This window comes from Bartonella sp. AA78NXGY (assembly GCF_042197005.1).
GTDB lineage: Bacteria > Pseudomonadota > Alphaproteobacteria > Rhizobiales > Rhizobiaceae > Bartonella.
This window is the reverse complement of record NZ_JBHIRI010000010.1, coordinates 34,109-49,800: the sequence shown is the minus strand read 5'-3', so window position 1 is coordinate 49,800 and position 15,692 is coordinate 34,109. Positions and strand designations below refer to the sequence as shown.

14 protein-coding genes are annotated in these 15,692 nt (G+C 36.0%); 7 read left to right on the top strand and 7 right to left on the bottom strand.

From position 1 onward, the window contains the following. The first annotated feature begins 1 nt into the window (after window position 1). From fabZ to lpxB, 4 genes are read left to right on the top strand one after another with little or no spacing between them, the layout of a single operon-like run. Window positions 2-469, top strand: coding sequence for a 3-hydroxyacyl-ACP dehydratase FabZ (fabZ, locus tag ACFINL_RS06830; protein ID WP_375612128.1), 468 nt, complete (start codon window positions 2-4; stop codon window positions 467-469). A 24-nt stretch (window positions 470-493) separates the two neighbouring features. Beyond that, window positions 494-1,318 (top strand): acyl-ACP--UDP-N-acetylglucosamine O-acyltransferase, encoded by an 825-nt coding sequence (gene lpxA, locus ACFINL_RS06825; RefSeq protein WP_375609506.1) that lies wholly within the window; start codon window positions 494-496, stop codon window positions 1,316-1,318. Window positions 1,319-1,320: 2 nt separating this feature from the next. Further along, complete coding sequence (locus ACFINL_RS06820) at window positions 1,321-2,193, top strand: LpxI family protein (protein ID WP_375651199.1); 873 nt, start codon at window positions 1,321-1,323, stop codon at window positions 2,191-2,193. Further along, window positions 2,186-3,382, top strand: coding sequence for a lipid-A-disaccharide synthase (gene lpxB / locus ACFINL_RS06815; RefSeq protein WP_375612130.1), 1,197 nt, complete (start codon window positions 2,186-2,188; stop codon window positions 3,380-3,382). Before ACFINL_RS06820 ends, lpxB begins: the two co-directional genes overlap by 8 nt. 20 nt (window positions 3,383-3,402) lie before the next feature. On the opposite strand, the gene ACFINL_RS06810 is transcribed toward lpxB, so the two are convergent. The 7 genes from ACFINL_RS06810 to gltX all read right to left on the bottom strand — a co-directional run bounded on the left by ACFINL_RS06810 (window position 3,403) and on the right by gltX (window position 11,428). Then, a complete protein-coding gene (locus tag ACFINL_RS06810) occupies window positions 3,403-4,176 on the bottom strand; it encodes an amino acid ABC transporter ATP-binding protein (protein WP_375651197.1) in 774 nt (257 codons plus the stop codon). A 79-nt stretch (window positions 4,177-4,255) separates the two neighbouring features. Next, window positions 4,256-4,963, bottom strand: a complete 708-nt coding sequence (locus ACFINL_RS06805) for an ABC transporter permease (protein ID WP_375620788.1) — start codon at window positions 4,961-4,963, stop codon at window positions 4,256-4,258. Then, entirely contained in the window at window positions 4,960-5,682 is a 723-nt protein-coding gene (locus tag ACFINL_RS06800) for an ABC transporter permease (protein WP_375620789.1), read from the bottom strand. Before ACFINL_RS06800 ends, ACFINL_RS06805 begins: the two co-directional genes overlap by 4 nt. Before the next feature lie 79 nt (window positions 5,683-5,761). Next, window positions 5,762-6,514: a transporter substrate-binding domain-containing protein gene (locus ACFINL_RS06795; protein WP_375651195.1), complete on the bottom strand. Its 753-nt coding sequence runs from the start codon at window positions 6,512-6,514 to the stop codon at window positions 5,762-5,764. A gap of 466 nt (window positions 6,515-6,980) precedes the next feature. Then, entirely contained in the window at window positions 6,981-7,733 is a 753-nt protein-coding gene (locus tag ACFINL_RS06790) for a transporter substrate-binding domain-containing protein (protein ID WP_375612135.1), read from the bottom strand. A 707-nt stretch (window positions 7,734-8,440) separates the two neighbouring features. Beyond that, a complete protein-coding gene (gene gltA, locus ACFINL_RS06785) occupies window positions 8,441-9,736 on the bottom strand; it encodes a citrate synthase (protein ID WP_375612136.1) in 1,296 nt (431 codons plus the stop codon). A gap of 261 nt (window positions 9,737-9,997) precedes the next feature. Next, window positions 9,998-11,428 carry a glutamate--tRNA ligase gene (gene gltX / locus ACFINL_RS06780; protein WP_375651193.1) on the bottom strand — a complete coding sequence of 477 codons (1,431 nt, stop codon included), beginning with the start codon at window positions 11,426-11,428 and terminating at the stop codon, window positions 9,998-10,000. 111 nt (window positions 11,429-11,539) lie between these two features. On the opposite strand from gltX, the gene ACFINL_RS06775 reads away from it, so the two are divergent. From ACFINL_RS06775 to ACFINL_RS06765, 3 genes are all read left to right on the top strand, one after another. Continuing rightward, entirely contained in the window at window positions 11,540-13,798 is a 2,259-nt protein-coding gene (locus tag ACFINL_RS06775) for a ComEC/Rec2 family competence protein (RefSeq protein ID WP_375612138.1), read from the top strand. Window positions 13,799-14,280: 482 nt separating this feature from the next. Next, window positions 14,281-14,985, top strand: coding sequence for a ribose-5-phosphate isomerase RpiA (gene rpiA / locus ACFINL_RS06770; protein ID WP_375612139.1), 705 nt, complete (start codon window positions 14,281-14,283; stop codon window positions 14,983-14,985). A 106-nt stretch (window positions 14,986-15,091) separates the two neighbouring features. Beyond that, complete coding sequence (locus ACFINL_RS06765) at window positions 15,092-15,661, top strand: DUF2059 domain-containing protein (RefSeq protein WP_375612140.1); 570 nt, start codon at window positions 15,092-15,094, stop codon at window positions 15,659-15,661. The last annotated feature ends 31 nt before the right edge of the window (window positions 15,662-15,692 follow it).

The window sequence follows — 15,692 nt, the reverse complement described above, 5'->3', positions numbered from 1 at the left end:
TATGATCAGCAGTGAAAAAACTAAAAACTTAGAGGCTGTCGATATTGAAAAACTATTATCAATATTACCACACCGTTATCCATTTTTATTAATTGATCGTATCGTTGATATTGATGGTGAACAAGAAGCGATTGGTATTAAAAATATAACGATTAACGAGCCACATTTTATGGGACATTTTCCCTCAAAGCCTGTTATGCCTGGAGTTTTGATTTTAGAAGCTATGGCACAAACGGCAGGAGCAATAGCACTTTTAAATTTAGGCAATAAGCAAACAAATTTAGTTTACCTTATGACGGTTGATAATGCGAAATTTCGTAAGCCGGTTATGCCTGGTGATCAGCTAAAAATCCATGTTCAGCTTTTGAAAAAAAGATCTGGTATGAGACGTTTTTCATGTGTTGCAAAAGTAGAAGATGTTCGCGTCGCTGAAGCAGAAATTGCTGCGATGATTGTCGAAGAAGCATAAACGATATTTGATGGGAATTAAAAAATGTCCGGTACGAAAATCCATCCAACTGCTCTTGTGGAGAAGGGAGCGCAGCTTGGTGAGAATGTACGCGTTGGACCATTTTGCCATATTAGTTCAGAGGCTGTTATTGGTGATGAATGTAGTTTGACAAGTCATGTTGTAATAATGGGAAAGACAACGTTAGGAGCCAAGAGTAAAGTATTTTCTCATGCCGTTTTGGGGGCAGATCCGCAAAATAATAAACATAAAGGAGGGGCTACAACTCTTTTTATTGGTAAGAATTGTACGATTCGTGAAGGTGTAACAATGCATAGGGGTTCCGATTCGAGTGTAGGAATGACAGTTGTTGGTGATAATTGCCAATTTTTTTGTTATGCGCATATCGCTCACGATTGTTATGTAGGCAATCATGTAACATTTGCCAATAACGCAATGATTGCTGGTCATGTTACTATTGGTGATTATGTGATTATTGGTGGTGGTGCTGCTGTTCATCAATTTGTTCGTGTTGGACATCATGCATTTATCGGCGGCGTATCTGCACTGGTTGGTGATCTGATACCTTATGGAACAGCTGTTGGTGTGCAGGCAAAACTTGCTGGACTCAATATTATTGGCATGAAGCGTGCAGGACTTGAGCGTCAAGATATTCATGCACTCCGTCATGCGGTTGCTATGCTTTTTGATCATAGCAAACCATTTAAAGAGCGTGTCAGTGATGTTGCTTCTTTCTATTCTTCTTCTCAGTCTGTTTCTGAAGTTGTTAATTTTATTAAAGAAGAAGGAAAGCGTTTTTATTGTACACCAAAATTTGAAGGTGTTAGAATAAAAGAACATAAGGATTAAAAATGCCTATTTGGGGAGCCAGAAGTTTTTTTTCCGGCCGTACTGCTATTATAGCAGGAAATGGTGTTCTACCGATTACTGTTGCGCAGACTCTTGAGAAGAATGGAGAAAATCCTTTTCTTGTGCTTTTGCATGGTGAGGCAGATTCTGTTCTTTATCGCTATGAGCATTGCGAGCTATCAATTGTAGAGTTAGCACGACTCGTTAAAATTTTAAAAGAGGCTGGTGTATATAATGTTGTTTTGGCAGGTGGTGTAAAAAAGCGTCCACTTCTTAAACAATTGCGACTGGACTGGACAACATTTTTAGCTCTTCCTAAGTTAATCGGAGCTTTGAAGAGGGGAGACGATGCGTTATTAAAAGCTTTTATACGGGTTATTGAAGCACACGGTTTTTGTGTTATCGGTGCTCACGAAATAGTCCCAGATCTTTTAGCTCCCATAGAATTTAATTTAACAGTACGGCGCGCTACTCCAAAAGAGAAAAAAGATATTTTTTTAGCAGTAGAAGCAGCAAAGCTTTTAGGTCAATTAGATATCGGGCAAGCCGTTGTCGTTGTCCAAGGAAGGGTGGTTGCTCTAGAGGGGGCTGAGGGAACTGATAGTATGTTGTGGCGTATTTGTGAAATGCGAGAAAGAGGGCAAATTCCCCTTAAAGGTGGCATTCTTGTAAAATGCGCAAAACCACAACAGGATAATCGCGTTGATTTGCCATCAATTGGGCCCGCGACAATAATGAATATTGCAAAGAGTGGTTTATCTGGTGTTGCGGTGGAGGCAAATAGAAGTCTAATATTATCAGTGAAAACAACAATAGAAAAAGCCAACAAATATTCTTTATTTATAGAGACATTTGAAAAGTTTGGTCATGAATAATTGTTTCTTAAAGATTGCAGTGGTTTCAGGTGAGGAATCTGGTGATTTACTTGGGGCCGATCTAATTTCTTGTTTATCACAACAGATAGGATGCAATATTCATTTGATTGGTGTTGGGGGGAGCCATTTAAAGGCATTAGGCTTAAAAAGCTTTTTTGATTCCCATGATATTGCTTTAATAGGTTTAAAGGAGGTGTTGAAAAAACTACCATTGTTGTTGCTACATATTCGCAATTTATCCAAATTTATTGCACAAGAACAACCTGATTGTTTAATTATTATTGATAGTCCTGATTTCACGCATCGTATTGCAAAAAAGGTACGTGCTTTAGCGCCTTCTATTCCTATCATTAAATATATTGCACCGACTGTTTGGGCATGGAGGCCAGAGCGTGCGAAAGCTATGTGTGGATTTGTTGATCATGTTTTAGCGGTTTTTCCTTTTGAAGAAAAGATTATGCAAGATTTGGGAGGCCCTGCCACGACTTATGTTGGACATCGTCTTTTGACATATCCTCCCCTTTTGAGAGTTCAGTCAGAAAAAAAAAGCCAATTAGAACAAAGAAATTTGATCGATACACAAACATTATCGCCTACATTAGTTATTTTGCCAGGATCACGCAATTCAGAAATTCGTTCCTTAATGCCTATTTTTCGAGAAACAGTAGAGATTCTTGTACAACGTATTCCTCATTTACGTATTATTTTACCAACCTTACCTCATTTGGTAGATAGAATCCGGGACTTTGTGCAGGGCTGGAAAAGCAAGATAGAAATTGTAGTTGGTGAAGATGAAAAATGGCGTGCTTTTGCACAAGCAAATGTTGCTCTTGCTGCACATGGAACTGTTTCACTTGAATTAGCCTTAGCAAAAGTTCCTATGGTTCTTTGCTATAAACTTGATTTCTTTTCTAAATTATTTATTTTTCCTAAAATGATGTTATGGAGTGCTGCTCTTCCAAATATTATTGCTGATAAGCCTATTGTTTCGGAATATTTGAATGAATTAATCCGTCCTGGCATGTTAGCAAGACAGGTAGAACAACTTTTGGCTAATCCTTTATTGCGACAGGCACAACTTGATTCCTTTGAGATGGTAGAACAGAAAATGAAAACTGAAGTACCATCGGGGGTTGTTGGCGCACAAACAATTATCACTCTTTTAAAAAGCAGGAATAAAATTGTATAAATAAAGCAATATTTTAATGATTAATATTTAATTTTAGCAAGAAAATTACAAGCACGTTGGCTTTTAGGATTGGTAAAAAATTCTTCAGAGGCTGCATCTTCAACAATTTTTCCATTTTCTAGAAAGAGTATTCTTTCTGAGACTTTACGTGCGAAGCCCATTTCATGGGTAACACAAAGCATTGTGATCCCTGTATCGGCTAATCGAGCCATCACTTCCAAAACTTCTCCCACACTTTCTGGATCAAGAGCAGAGGTTGGTTCATCAAAAAGCATGACTTCGGGTTCCATACAAAGTGCACGGGCAATCGCAACACGTTGTTGTTGCCCACCAGAAAGTTGTAAAGGATATTTTTCACAGTGTTTTTCAATACCAACATGCGTTAAGTAACGAATTGCCCGTTCTTGTGCTTGTTGTTTGGAAAGCCCTTGAACGGTCATAGGTGCTAAAATACAATTTTGTATAACGCTCATGTGGGGAAATAAATTAAAGTTCTGAAAGACCATTCCTATCTTACGAAGAACATTTTTTTGCTGTTGTATAGGTGCAGTATGGATATCAACGTTATGGATACAGATTGAACCTTTTTGTGCTTGTTCTAATTGATTAATACAACGAATTAACGTTGATTTTCCTGATCCGGATGGTCCACAAATAACGATATGTTCACCAGCTTGAACATTAAAGTTGATATCATGTAGGACCTGAAAGTTTCCATACCATTTATTTAGATTTCGAATAGAGATCACTGGTTTTTTACTGGGAGAGATCGATTTATTATTTTTCAAATTCATCTTATTTTATTCTTTCATTGATGAAGAACTTGATTAATTCAACATTTTGGTTTGGTAAAGTTTTTTATGATCATTTTATTTACCGTAAATGTCGAGTGAGGCGCTGCTCGATAAAAACAATAAAACGATGAATGAGTTCAACGATAAAGAGATAGATAAGAGCAGCCCAAACGTAAACTTGAAAATCGAAAGTCCGTGAATAAGCGAGTTTAGCAACCCCCATTAAATCATAAACAGTAATAAGTGAGGCAACAGCACTGGATTTAATCATTAAAATCAACTCATTTCCTAGGGGGCGTAATGCTACAATCATTGCTTGTGGAAGAATAACTCTAAAAAATGTGACAGAGTTGCTTAAACCTAAAGCTTTTGATGCTTCGCGTTGTCCAGTTGTTACGGATAGAAAACTTCCTTTAAAGATCTCAGATTGATAGGCAGCAGAATTGAGTGTAAAAATAAAAAGACAACAATACCACGCGTTTTGAAAAAACCACCATAGCCCCACCTGTTGCCAAAAACTGTTCATTGAACCAAGCCCATAATAAAAAAGAAAGAGTTGAGCTAATAAAGGAGAGCCGCGGAAAAAATAGACATAAGCATTTGCAAAATATTGTAAAAATGTATTCTTTGATAGACGTGCAAAAGCGATAATCATACCCAAAAAAAGACCTAGAGAACAAGAAATAGAAACAAGCTCAACAGTAATAATAAAGCCATTAATAAATTTTGGTCCATAATGGCTTAAAAGATCAGGATTAAAAAGGAAATAAAGCCACTCAGGAATCATTGACCTAGCACCTTTTTATAGCCTATTTGAGTGTATGTTTCCAAATGGCGTAAGATTGCAGTAAAAAACGCTGAAAATAACAAATAGAGTAAGCATGCTATAAAATAAAATAGCATGGGTTTATTGGTAGCAGCGACAGCTAAATTCGTTTGTCGCATGAGGTCAACAAGCGCGATTGTAGAAACAAGGGATGTATCTTTCAGTAAAGTAAGCCAATTATTAGAAAGTCCTGGTAAGGCATTTCGGATGAGCTGAGGAAAGACAATACGAAAAAATGTGGTTGTTCGCGAAAGACCTAAAGCTTTAGCCGCTTCATATTGACCTTTATCAAAAATATTAAATGCTCCAAGCCAAACTTCACAAGAAAAAGCTGCAAGAACCATACTAAGAGCAAGAACACCAGCAACAAAAGCATTGATACTGAACATGATTTCAAAATTAAAATAGTCAAATAAATTTTGAATAAGGCTTTGTAATCCGTAGTAAACTAAAAACAGAGTTAAAAGCTCTGGTAATCCACGAAACACCGTTGAAAAGAGACGTGCTAGAGCTTTAGCTATCTTAATATTGGATCGAATCATTACTGCATTGAGAAGTCCTAGAGGAAATCCTAGAAGGCCACAACATAACGCCAATGACAATGTCATTCCTGCACTGGAAAGTATAACCGCTCCCCATCCCCCATTGCTAAATGATAGCAATGCTAAATTTTCAATCATTCTTGTGTTCCTCATGAAAGAGTTAGATAATATTTTTTAGCAATAACCAACGGGTTTCATTTAAATATCATATTGATATTTAATAAACATCACTTGTAAAATATTTTCTCATAATTTTCTCATAAGTTCCATCCAAACGAATTTCTTTTAGCGCCTCATTGAGCTTATTTTTAAGATCATTATTATTTTGACGGACTGCAATTGCAACAGGAAATCTTGTTTCTTCTAGAGTTCCTAGGAGAAAACAGCAATCTTTTCCTTCATTTTTAAGCCAATTTAATGCTTGTAATTTATCAACAATAATCACATCAAGTCGATGATTTAAAAGATCACGATTCACTTCGATTGTGGAAGGATAGAGTTTTATTTTCACCTCTTCAGAGGCATAATGATCTTCTGCATAGAAAGCTTGTGTTGTATTTGATTGCACACCAAGATTTTTACCTCTAAAGTCTTTTGTCGAGATTTCTTTAATTTCCGAAGCTTTGGTAACAATAACAGCCAGTGCTGTATCGTAGTAAGGATCTGTAAAGTCAATTTTTTGTAAACGCTCTTGTGTGAGAGAGAGGGAAGCAATGATAGCATCATATTTTTTTGCAATAAGTCCAGGGATCATTCCCTCGAAGTCTTGTGTAACAATAGTACACTCAACATTCATTTTTTTACAAAGTGCATAAGATATATCAATATCAAGTCCCTGCAATTTATTATTTGAGTCAATATAACTGAAGGGAGGATAGGTGCCTTCACTCGCAATTTTTAATGTTTTCGCATCAGCCAATTGGGTGAATAGTGCGGCGCTTATTATAAGAGCTCCTGCTAATAGTTTCATGATGTTCTCCTATTGGATAAGCGGGCAATATGAAATCATTATGTTTTTATAATCTGTAAGCTTTTTGGGAGCAATTCAAAAATTTATTGATGTTTATTTTAGATCATTATGTTGGGCATTATTGATAAAAAAAGAATAAATATCTTATTGCTTGTATGATAGCTTAATTTTCACGAAATGATTGATTTGAATCATTTCATGAGTCAAAACTGAGATTTTTTTTGAAAATAAGGCTATTCAATTTGAACATAAAGAAAAAATTAGATTTTGATACGATAAAAATACAACCTTATTGTTGTTATTAGATTCTACAAAATGTTTAGATCTCAAGGAGCAATTAAAAGTTATTTTGATAAATGTAAATTTTCTTATAAAAATGCCGAATTTCCAATTATACCCGCATGTCCAATAAAAAGTTAAAGATACCCCTTAAATATACAGATTGAGTTTTAATTCATAGTGATATCTAATTGATATCGAAAGTAAAATATTTTCTCATAATTTTCTCATAGGTTCCATCGGCGCGAATTTCTTCTATTGCTTTATTAAAACTGTTTTTAAGATCATTATTATTTTGACGGAGTGCAATTGCAATAGGAAAATTTGTTTCTTCTAGAGTTCCCAAGAGGAGACAGCAGTCTTTTCCTTCATTTTCAAGCCAATTTAATGCTTTTAATTTATCAAAGATGATGATATCAAGCCTATGGCTTAAAAGATCACGATTAACTTCTGTTGCTGTAGGATAAAGTTTGATATTAACTCCTTCAGAGGCATAATGATCTTCCGCATATGCAGCTTGTGTTGTATTTGATTGTACACCAAGGTTTTTACCTCTAAAGGCTTGTGTTGAGATTTCTTTAATTTCCGAATTTTTGGTAACGATAACAGCGAGTGCTGTGTTGTAGTAAGGATCTGTAAAATCAATTTTTTGTAAGCGCTCTTTTGTAGGAGAAAGGGAAGAAACGATAGCATCATATTTTTTGGCAAGAAGACCGGGAATCATCCCCTCAAAGTCTTGTGTGACAATAGTACATTCAACATTCATTTTTTTACAAAGCGCATAAGATATATCAATATCAAACCCTTGCAGTTTGTTATTTGAGTCAATATAACTAAATGGCGGATAAGAAGCATCGCTTGCAATTTTCAGCGTTTGAGAATTGGCCGATAGGGTAAACAGTGTCGCGCTTATTATAAGAGCTCCTGCTAATAATTTCATTATGTTCTCCTATTAGATAAGCTGGCAAATATGAAACCATCATGAATTTTTATAATCTGTAAGCTCTTTTGGAGCAATGTAAAAAATTTATCTGTGTTCATTTTGCTATCATTATGCTGAATATCATTATCAAAAAAATAATTTCTTTTTATAAAGTATGGGAATAAAAAATATATGAAAGAAAGTCACCTCTTATTGGTTATAGGGTGATTTTTAATAATTTTATTTAAAAATCAATAATTTATCTTTAAAAGAAAAACTATCAACTTAAATACAAAGAAAATTTCAGCTTTTAACAGGACAAAATGTAAAAGTGTTTTTATTCTAATTAGAGAAGCACTTAATGTAAGCTTTTTGCAATTTTATCTGAAGAAGATAGAAAGAAAAATTCTGACATTGCTAGATTTTAATATGTAATAAGGCTTTTAAACATGGGGGAATGATAGGGAATACATTTCCATTAAAGATAATGAGGATTATAAGGTAAAATTTTCAATTTCTTTTTGCTAAATGTTTGGCTAATTTGCAGAAGAGTATTCTCAATTTCTTTACAGAGCTAAAACTTAGAATTTTTTAGTAAATTTTTATGATGATGTTATCTCTGTAGAAAGAGTTTTAAAATCACGTTTTATAAAAATTTTTAAAGGATGTTTTTTGATTACTCTCAATAAAGCTTCAGTAAATTGAAGCTTTATTGATTTCTTTTTTTAATTTGCACGTTCATCTATAGGAACATAGTCACGCATAGCATAGCCTGTGTAGAGTTGTCGAGGACGACCAATTTTTTGTGCAGGGTCTTCAATCATTTCTTTCCATTGTGCCACCCACCCGACACTGCGCGCCAATGCAAAAAGGACAGTAAACATTTCAGTTGGAAAACCTAGAGCTTTTAATGTAATGCCGGAATAGAAATCAACATTGGGATAAAGCTTTTTCTCAATAAAATATTCATCACTTAAGGCAATTCTTTCAAGCTCTATTGCAATATCAAGAAGAGGGTCATCTTGAATGTTGAGTTCTTTTAAAACTTTATGACAGGTTTTTTGCATGATTTTTGCACGTGGATCATAATTTTTATAGACACGGTGCCCAAAGCCCATAAGGCGGAAAGGATCATTTTTATCTTTTGCACGTGCAATAAATTCAGGAATTCTTTTAATAGAACCTATTTCTTGTAGCATTTTTAGGCATGCTTCATTGGCACCACCATGTGCTGGTCCCCAAAGGCATGCAACACCTGCTGCAATACAGGCAAACGGATTAGCACCTGAGGATCCAGCAAGACGTACCGTAGATGTAGAAGCATTTTGTTCATGATCTGCATGAAGGGTAAATATTTGATCCATCGCCCGAGCAAGCACAGGGTTTGTTTTATATTCTTCACAAGGAACAGCAAAACACATATGGAGGAAATTTGCAGCATAACTAAGATCATTACGTGGATAAACAAATGCTTGTCCAATACTGTATTTATAGGCCATAGCAGCAAGCGTTGGAACTTTTGAGATAAGACGAACAGAAGCAATCATTCTCTGGTGAGGATCTGTAATATCAATAGAGTCGTGATAGAACGCAGACATAGCGCCAAGGCAGGCAACCATGACGGCCATAGGATGAGAATCACGACGGAAGCCATGGAAGAAGCGTGCAAATTGTTCGTGGACCATGGTATGCTGCATAATACATCGATCAAATTCATTTTTTTCTTGCTGTGTTGGGAGTTCACCATAAAGTAAAAGATAACAACTTTCGAGAAAGTCTCCTTTTTCAGCCAATTGATCAATAGGATAACCACGATAAAGCAATATGCCTTTATCACCATCGATATAAGTAATTTTTGATTCACAAGAAGCTGTTGAAGTAAAACCAGGATCATAAGTAAAAATATCGGTTTTTTTATAGAGAGAAGCAATTTCAATGACTTCAGGTCCACTCGTGCCTTTACGCAAGGGAAGCTCTACTTTTTTATCATTCACAATAATATATGCGTTATTCTCAGACATTCGGTATTCCTTTCAGATCCTTCACTTCTAAAAATTAAGACTCTGCTTCATCAGAGTGGGGGATGTATAACTGAAGCTTTTCTTACTTATTTAAGGGTAGATTGCCTCTAAAAGTGAGTACATGCAATCTAAAAATATTTCCTTATTGATCATTATTACTCAATAAGAAATGTATTTCAATGATATAACATAAAAAACTCTTTTAGGGCGCGTTGAGATATCTGTATAGATCCTTATTTGAGGAAATATACTCAGTGCACATCATGGGCATATTGTTGTGATAAGTTGGTCCTTGATGCGATGAAGGGATTCATTGCGTCCTAATAAAATAAGAATATCCAAAACACCTGGTGATGTTGCACATCCTGTAAGAGCTGCGCGAAGTGGTTGGGCGATAGATCCAAATTTGAGATTCTGTGTTTGGACAAAAGAGCGAAGTGTTTCATCTAGAGTTTTTGTATCCCAAGAGGGGCACGCTTTCAGAGCAAGATAAAGATCGTTTAAAATGGTTCGTCCATTTTTATCTAAGAGCTTTTGAGCTTTTTCATCAAGTTGTAAAGGTCGTTGCGTAAAAATGAAGGAGGCATTGTCAATCAGTTCGCACAGTGTTTTTGAACGTTCTTTCAAATGCGGGATTGCTTTTAAAAATTGAACACGGCGTTTTTCATCAAGTCTTTCAATAATTTGTGCTCCCCTATCGGTTTCTGGTAGAATATTAAGAGCGGCATCAAAAAGTTCTTGATCATTACTCATACGCATATAGTGTCCGTTGATGGAATCGAGCTTTTTGAGATCAAAACGAGCAGCACCTTTGTTAATATCCTCAATATCAAACCAAGAAATCATATCTTTAAGTGACATCAGTTCGTCATCACCATGACTCCAACCTAAACGGACAAGGTAATTGCGCAAAGCAGCAGGAAGATATCCCATTGTTCGGTAGGCATCAACACCGAGCGCACCATGTCGCTTTGATAATTTTGCACCGTTTTCACCATGGATAAGAGGAATATGGGCCATAACAGGAATGTCCCATCCCATTGCTTTAAAGATAATCGTTTGTCGGGCTGCGTTGGTAAGATGATCGTCACCACGTATAATATGTGTGATGCCCATATCATGATCATCAACGACAACAGCATGCATATAGGTAGGCGAACCATCAGAACGCAAAATAATGAAGTCATCGAGATCTTTATTAGGAAAACGGACATCACCTTGAACACGATCATGTACAATCGTTTCTCCATCTTGAGGGGCTTTGATGCGAATAACAGGCTTAACACCTTTAGGAGCTTCAGAACTATCACGGTCACGCCAACGTCCATCATAACGTGGTGGGCGCCCTTCTGAACGGGCTTTTTCACGCATTTCAGCTAACTCCTCAGGTGAAGCATAACAATAATATGCTTTGCCATTCTTGACCAACTGTTCAGCGATTTGGCGGTGACGTTCTGCTCGTTCGAATTGCGAAATAGGGGCGCCATCATAACTAAGACCCATCCAGTGCAAGCCATCTATAATGGCTTTTACAGCTGCTTCGGTTGAACGCTCTCGGTCTGTATCTTCAATTCGTAAAAGCATTTTTCCACCGGTATGTTTTGCATAAAGCCAATTAAAAAGAGCAGTACGAGCACCACCAATGTGAAGGAAGCCAGTGGGTGAAGGGGCAAAACGAGTAATAACAGACACGAATATTTTCCTTTAAACTAAGATATTACTTATGGAATTTTATAGAAAAGTCATGTTAGCATAAGTGATGGGGCGTGCAATAGCCGTATTGCGAGTTAAAGTGGGGGACTGATGTTTTATAAAAGTAAAGAGGGTTTATCCGAAAAATCTGTTACAGAAAGAAAAAAGCCATGTCAGATAGGGCAGAGTGTTTTTTCTAGGTATGATGATGCAAAGAACAGTAGCTATAATCAACAAAAACTTTTTTTATTGACACTCTTAAAAGAAGTAATCATTTTTTTTCGCAAATGGTTAGAAGATTGTATTAATAAAGAAGTTTCTTTTGGTATCCTTTTTTCGCTGATTTTAGTCTTTTTTGCCCTAGGAATCATTTTCTATTTTCATTTAGAGTGGGAACCAAGTTGGGGACAATTGGGGGCGTTGGTCAGTATTTTTCTGGGAATATTCTATGTAGCACGTTTTTATCGAAAAATATCGATTCCCGTGGGGTTTCTGTTTTGTATTATATTGGGTGCTTTAGCGGCAAAAATAGAAACGTGGCGTATTGCAACACCCATGCTAAGCAGTGACATTGTCACTACATTGACGGGAAGAATTGTTTCTATTGAGTCAGGTGCCAAAGGAGGATTTCGTTTAGTTTTGGATATTTTGAATACAGAAAATCCCGTATTACGCCATAGTCTTCATCGTGTTCGTTTATCGGCAAGATATTTGCCATCTGGCTTAGCGATTGGTGATGGATTGCATGGAAAAGTTAAGATTCGTGCATTCTCTGGGCCGGTGCGTCCAGGAGGCTACGATTTTAGTTTTCATAATTATTTTAAAAGAATTGGAGCACAAGGCGTTTATTTAGGAAAACCAAGAAAAATATCCGTTTCGCAGCCTGATGGAATATTCGCTATCATTCTACAGAAAATTGAAAATTTACGCACGAAGATGACACAAAGAATCCGTATAGCCCTTGAAGGAGAAAAGGGGAGTGTTGCAGCTGCCCTCATAACAGGGCAGCGTGCTGGTATTTCAAATGAGACAAATGAAGCATTACGTACAGCTGGATTAGCTCATATTTTATCAATATCAGGTTTACATATGGCGTTGTTAAGCGGCATAGTTCTTTTGAGTATCCGTAGTTTTTTAGCATTTTTTCCAGTTTTTTCTTCCTATTATTCCAGTAAAAAATTTGCTGCTATCGTTGCTTTTATGATAACAGCTTTTTATTTGTTATTGTCGGGCTTAGCAATATCAGCGCAAAGAAGTTTTGTGATGATTGCTGTTATGTTGGTTGCTATATTGTGTAATCGCTCTGCTATAACAATGCGTAATTTTTCCATTGCAGGGTTGATAACTCTGGCGATGACACCCCATGAAATATTAGGTCCTAGCTTTCAAATGTCCTTTTCTGCGACTGCTGCTTTGATCGCTTTTTTTGATTGGTGGAGTGGAAGATCATTTTTTCGTAAAAGAAAAACAACTCCCTCTTATGTTGGAGGAGGAGTGATAAATTTTGTTTTCTTATCGATGCTTTCAACATGTGCTTCTTCCTTTGTTGCAGGGAGTGCAAGTGGAATTTATGCTGCTTATCATTTTTCTAATATGGCATCGTTGAGCATTATCAGTAATGCTTTTGCTTTGCCTGTCATCTCAATTTTTGTCATTCCCTTTGGATTAATCGCAGTTCTTGCAATGTTAGGAGGATTCGAATGGCTTCCTCTTCAAATTATGGGTTTTGGAGTTGATCTTGTAATAAAGATTGCACATGCTATCAAGGCTATTTCTCCTGATTTGAATCCTGGTTTTATGCCGTTATCAGCGTTAGTTTTATTGAGTATAGGCTTGGTTGGACTGACTTTTTGCAAAACACCCATCCGGCTCTTTTTTAGTTTGTTTATTTTGGCAGGTATTTCTATTTGTGTATTGCATTCACCTGTACAACTGATTATAGCAGATAATATGCGCCTCGTGGGCGTTATTCATGATAAAAAATTATATATTGATCGTTACCATATTTCTAAGTTCACGACATCCATATGGAAAAAGTCATTTCGTGTGAATGAAACGATTAAACCAACAAAATATGGTCCTTCGTTGCACGGACAATTTATTTGTGATTATCATGTATGTACATCTTTATTGGATAATGGATTAAAAGTGATCGTTTTACAGAGAGAAACAGATCAATGTGTAGAGGCAGATATTCTCATTCAGACATTTGTGATGCATAATCCAACTTGTTACAAGAAGGCAAAAATGGTATTTATACCTCAACAATTGTTATCACGAGGAAGCGTTATGATGACCAAAGGTGGAGATATTATTTGGTCTTCGCTAGGGTTTCATAGACCATGGAATATGCACAGACAGCATTCATAAAAACATATAATCAGTCATATTTTGCTTCACATTTGGATAATGACAAAACAAAAAATAACAGAAGACTTTTCTCATAATATTTTACGGTATTTAAATTGGTAAGTTTATCAACGTTATTGAAATGAGATAATAATCTACAGTTTTCTAGAAATGGATGATTTTTTATATCTGATCATTTTAATTTTTTCAAAAAAATTGATATGTGCATCTTTGTGCATCCTATTGATAGCACAAAATAAATCAAAAATTCTTATTGAATGAGAAAAATGCTAACAAATATTCTCAAAGAAATAAAAAAGATAATTGTTGATTATTCTATTTTATTCTTATCATATATTTCTATAACGAGTAACATCTCTTCAAGCAAGAGATGATGGTCAATTTAAATAGATTGCGTCAAGAGGTTATCTTTTATTATCATTATTATCGGTGGTAATAGGGGTGATAAATGCTGCTTATACGGATAGAAGGCAAAGTCATTCATGAATGTTCAGCAGTTAAAAAAAATGGCAGCTATTAAAGCGCTTGAGTTTGTTGAAGATGGTATGCGGCTTGGTATCGGATCTGGTTCGACAGTCAATGAATTTATTCGTCTTCTAGGTGAGCGTGTTGCGGATGGTTTGCGGGTGACTGGTGTTGCTACTTCAAAATATTCTGAACAACTCTGTCATAAGTTTGGAGTGCCTGTTAGCACTTTAGAACAAATACCTGAGCTGGATCTTGATATTGACGGAGCAGATGAAATTGGTCCTGAGATGATGCTCATTAAAGGGGGAGGGGGAGCATTGTTGTATGAAAAAATTGTAGCGTCGGCATCTCGTGCAATGCTTGTCATTGCGGATGAAACAAAGGTGGTAAAAAGACTTGGTGCTTTTGCACTACCAATTGAAGTTAATCCATTTGGTATCCACACAACATGCAGAGCCATTGAAAAAGTCGCTGATGATTTAGGGCTTTCTGGAAAAATTGCATTGCGAATGAATGGAAAAAATCCTTTTGAAACAGATGGTGGCCATTTTATTCTTGATGCATTTTGGGGCTGCATTTTGCAACCAAAACCATTATCAGATGCACTTCTTGCTATTCCTGGTGTTGTTGAGCATGGCCTTTTTTTGGGGTTGGCTTCACGTGCAATTGTCGCTATGGCTGATGGTCAAATAAAAGTTTTAGAACCGTTTGATTTTTAGAAAAGGCATTTACATGATGATATGTTAGCACAGTAAAAAAGGGTCTTAAAGATTTTAGGTAGAATAACGAATTAAAATTATAATTAGCGATCGGGGTAATCATTAAATGAAAATAATATTTTCTTTTCAGCGTTTTGTCGTATATTTTAGTGCAATTGCTATTTTTGTTGTGAATGTTGGCATGGCTTATGCACAAGGTGTGAGTGATCAACATTTAGATTCAGCGCGAAAGGCAATCAGAGCTATTCATGCAACGGATCAATTTGATAGCTTTTTACCAAATGCGGTCCATGATTTCAAAAATGAACTGATTAGCGATGATCCGAATTTGGCAACAGCTATTTCTGATATTGTTGATAAGCAGGCGCTTGCTTTAATTAAAAGGCGCTCTGATCTAGAAAAAGAGATTGCTCATGTATATGCAAAATATTTTACTCAAAAAGAGCTTGATGCGATAACAACATTTTATAATTCTGATACCGGTAAAAAGTTTTTGACAGAAGTCCCCAATATTGCACGTGATTCTTATTCAGCATTTGATATATGGCGTACTGCTCTTATGCGGGATCTTGTAGAAAATGTGAAAAAAGAGATGTCTGAAACACTTAATTTGAATAATTCTACTATGCCTACAAATATGCCTATAAAATCAGAATCTTCAGAAAATAAAAAATAGCTTGATCGATATCATGACAACAATAGGCAAT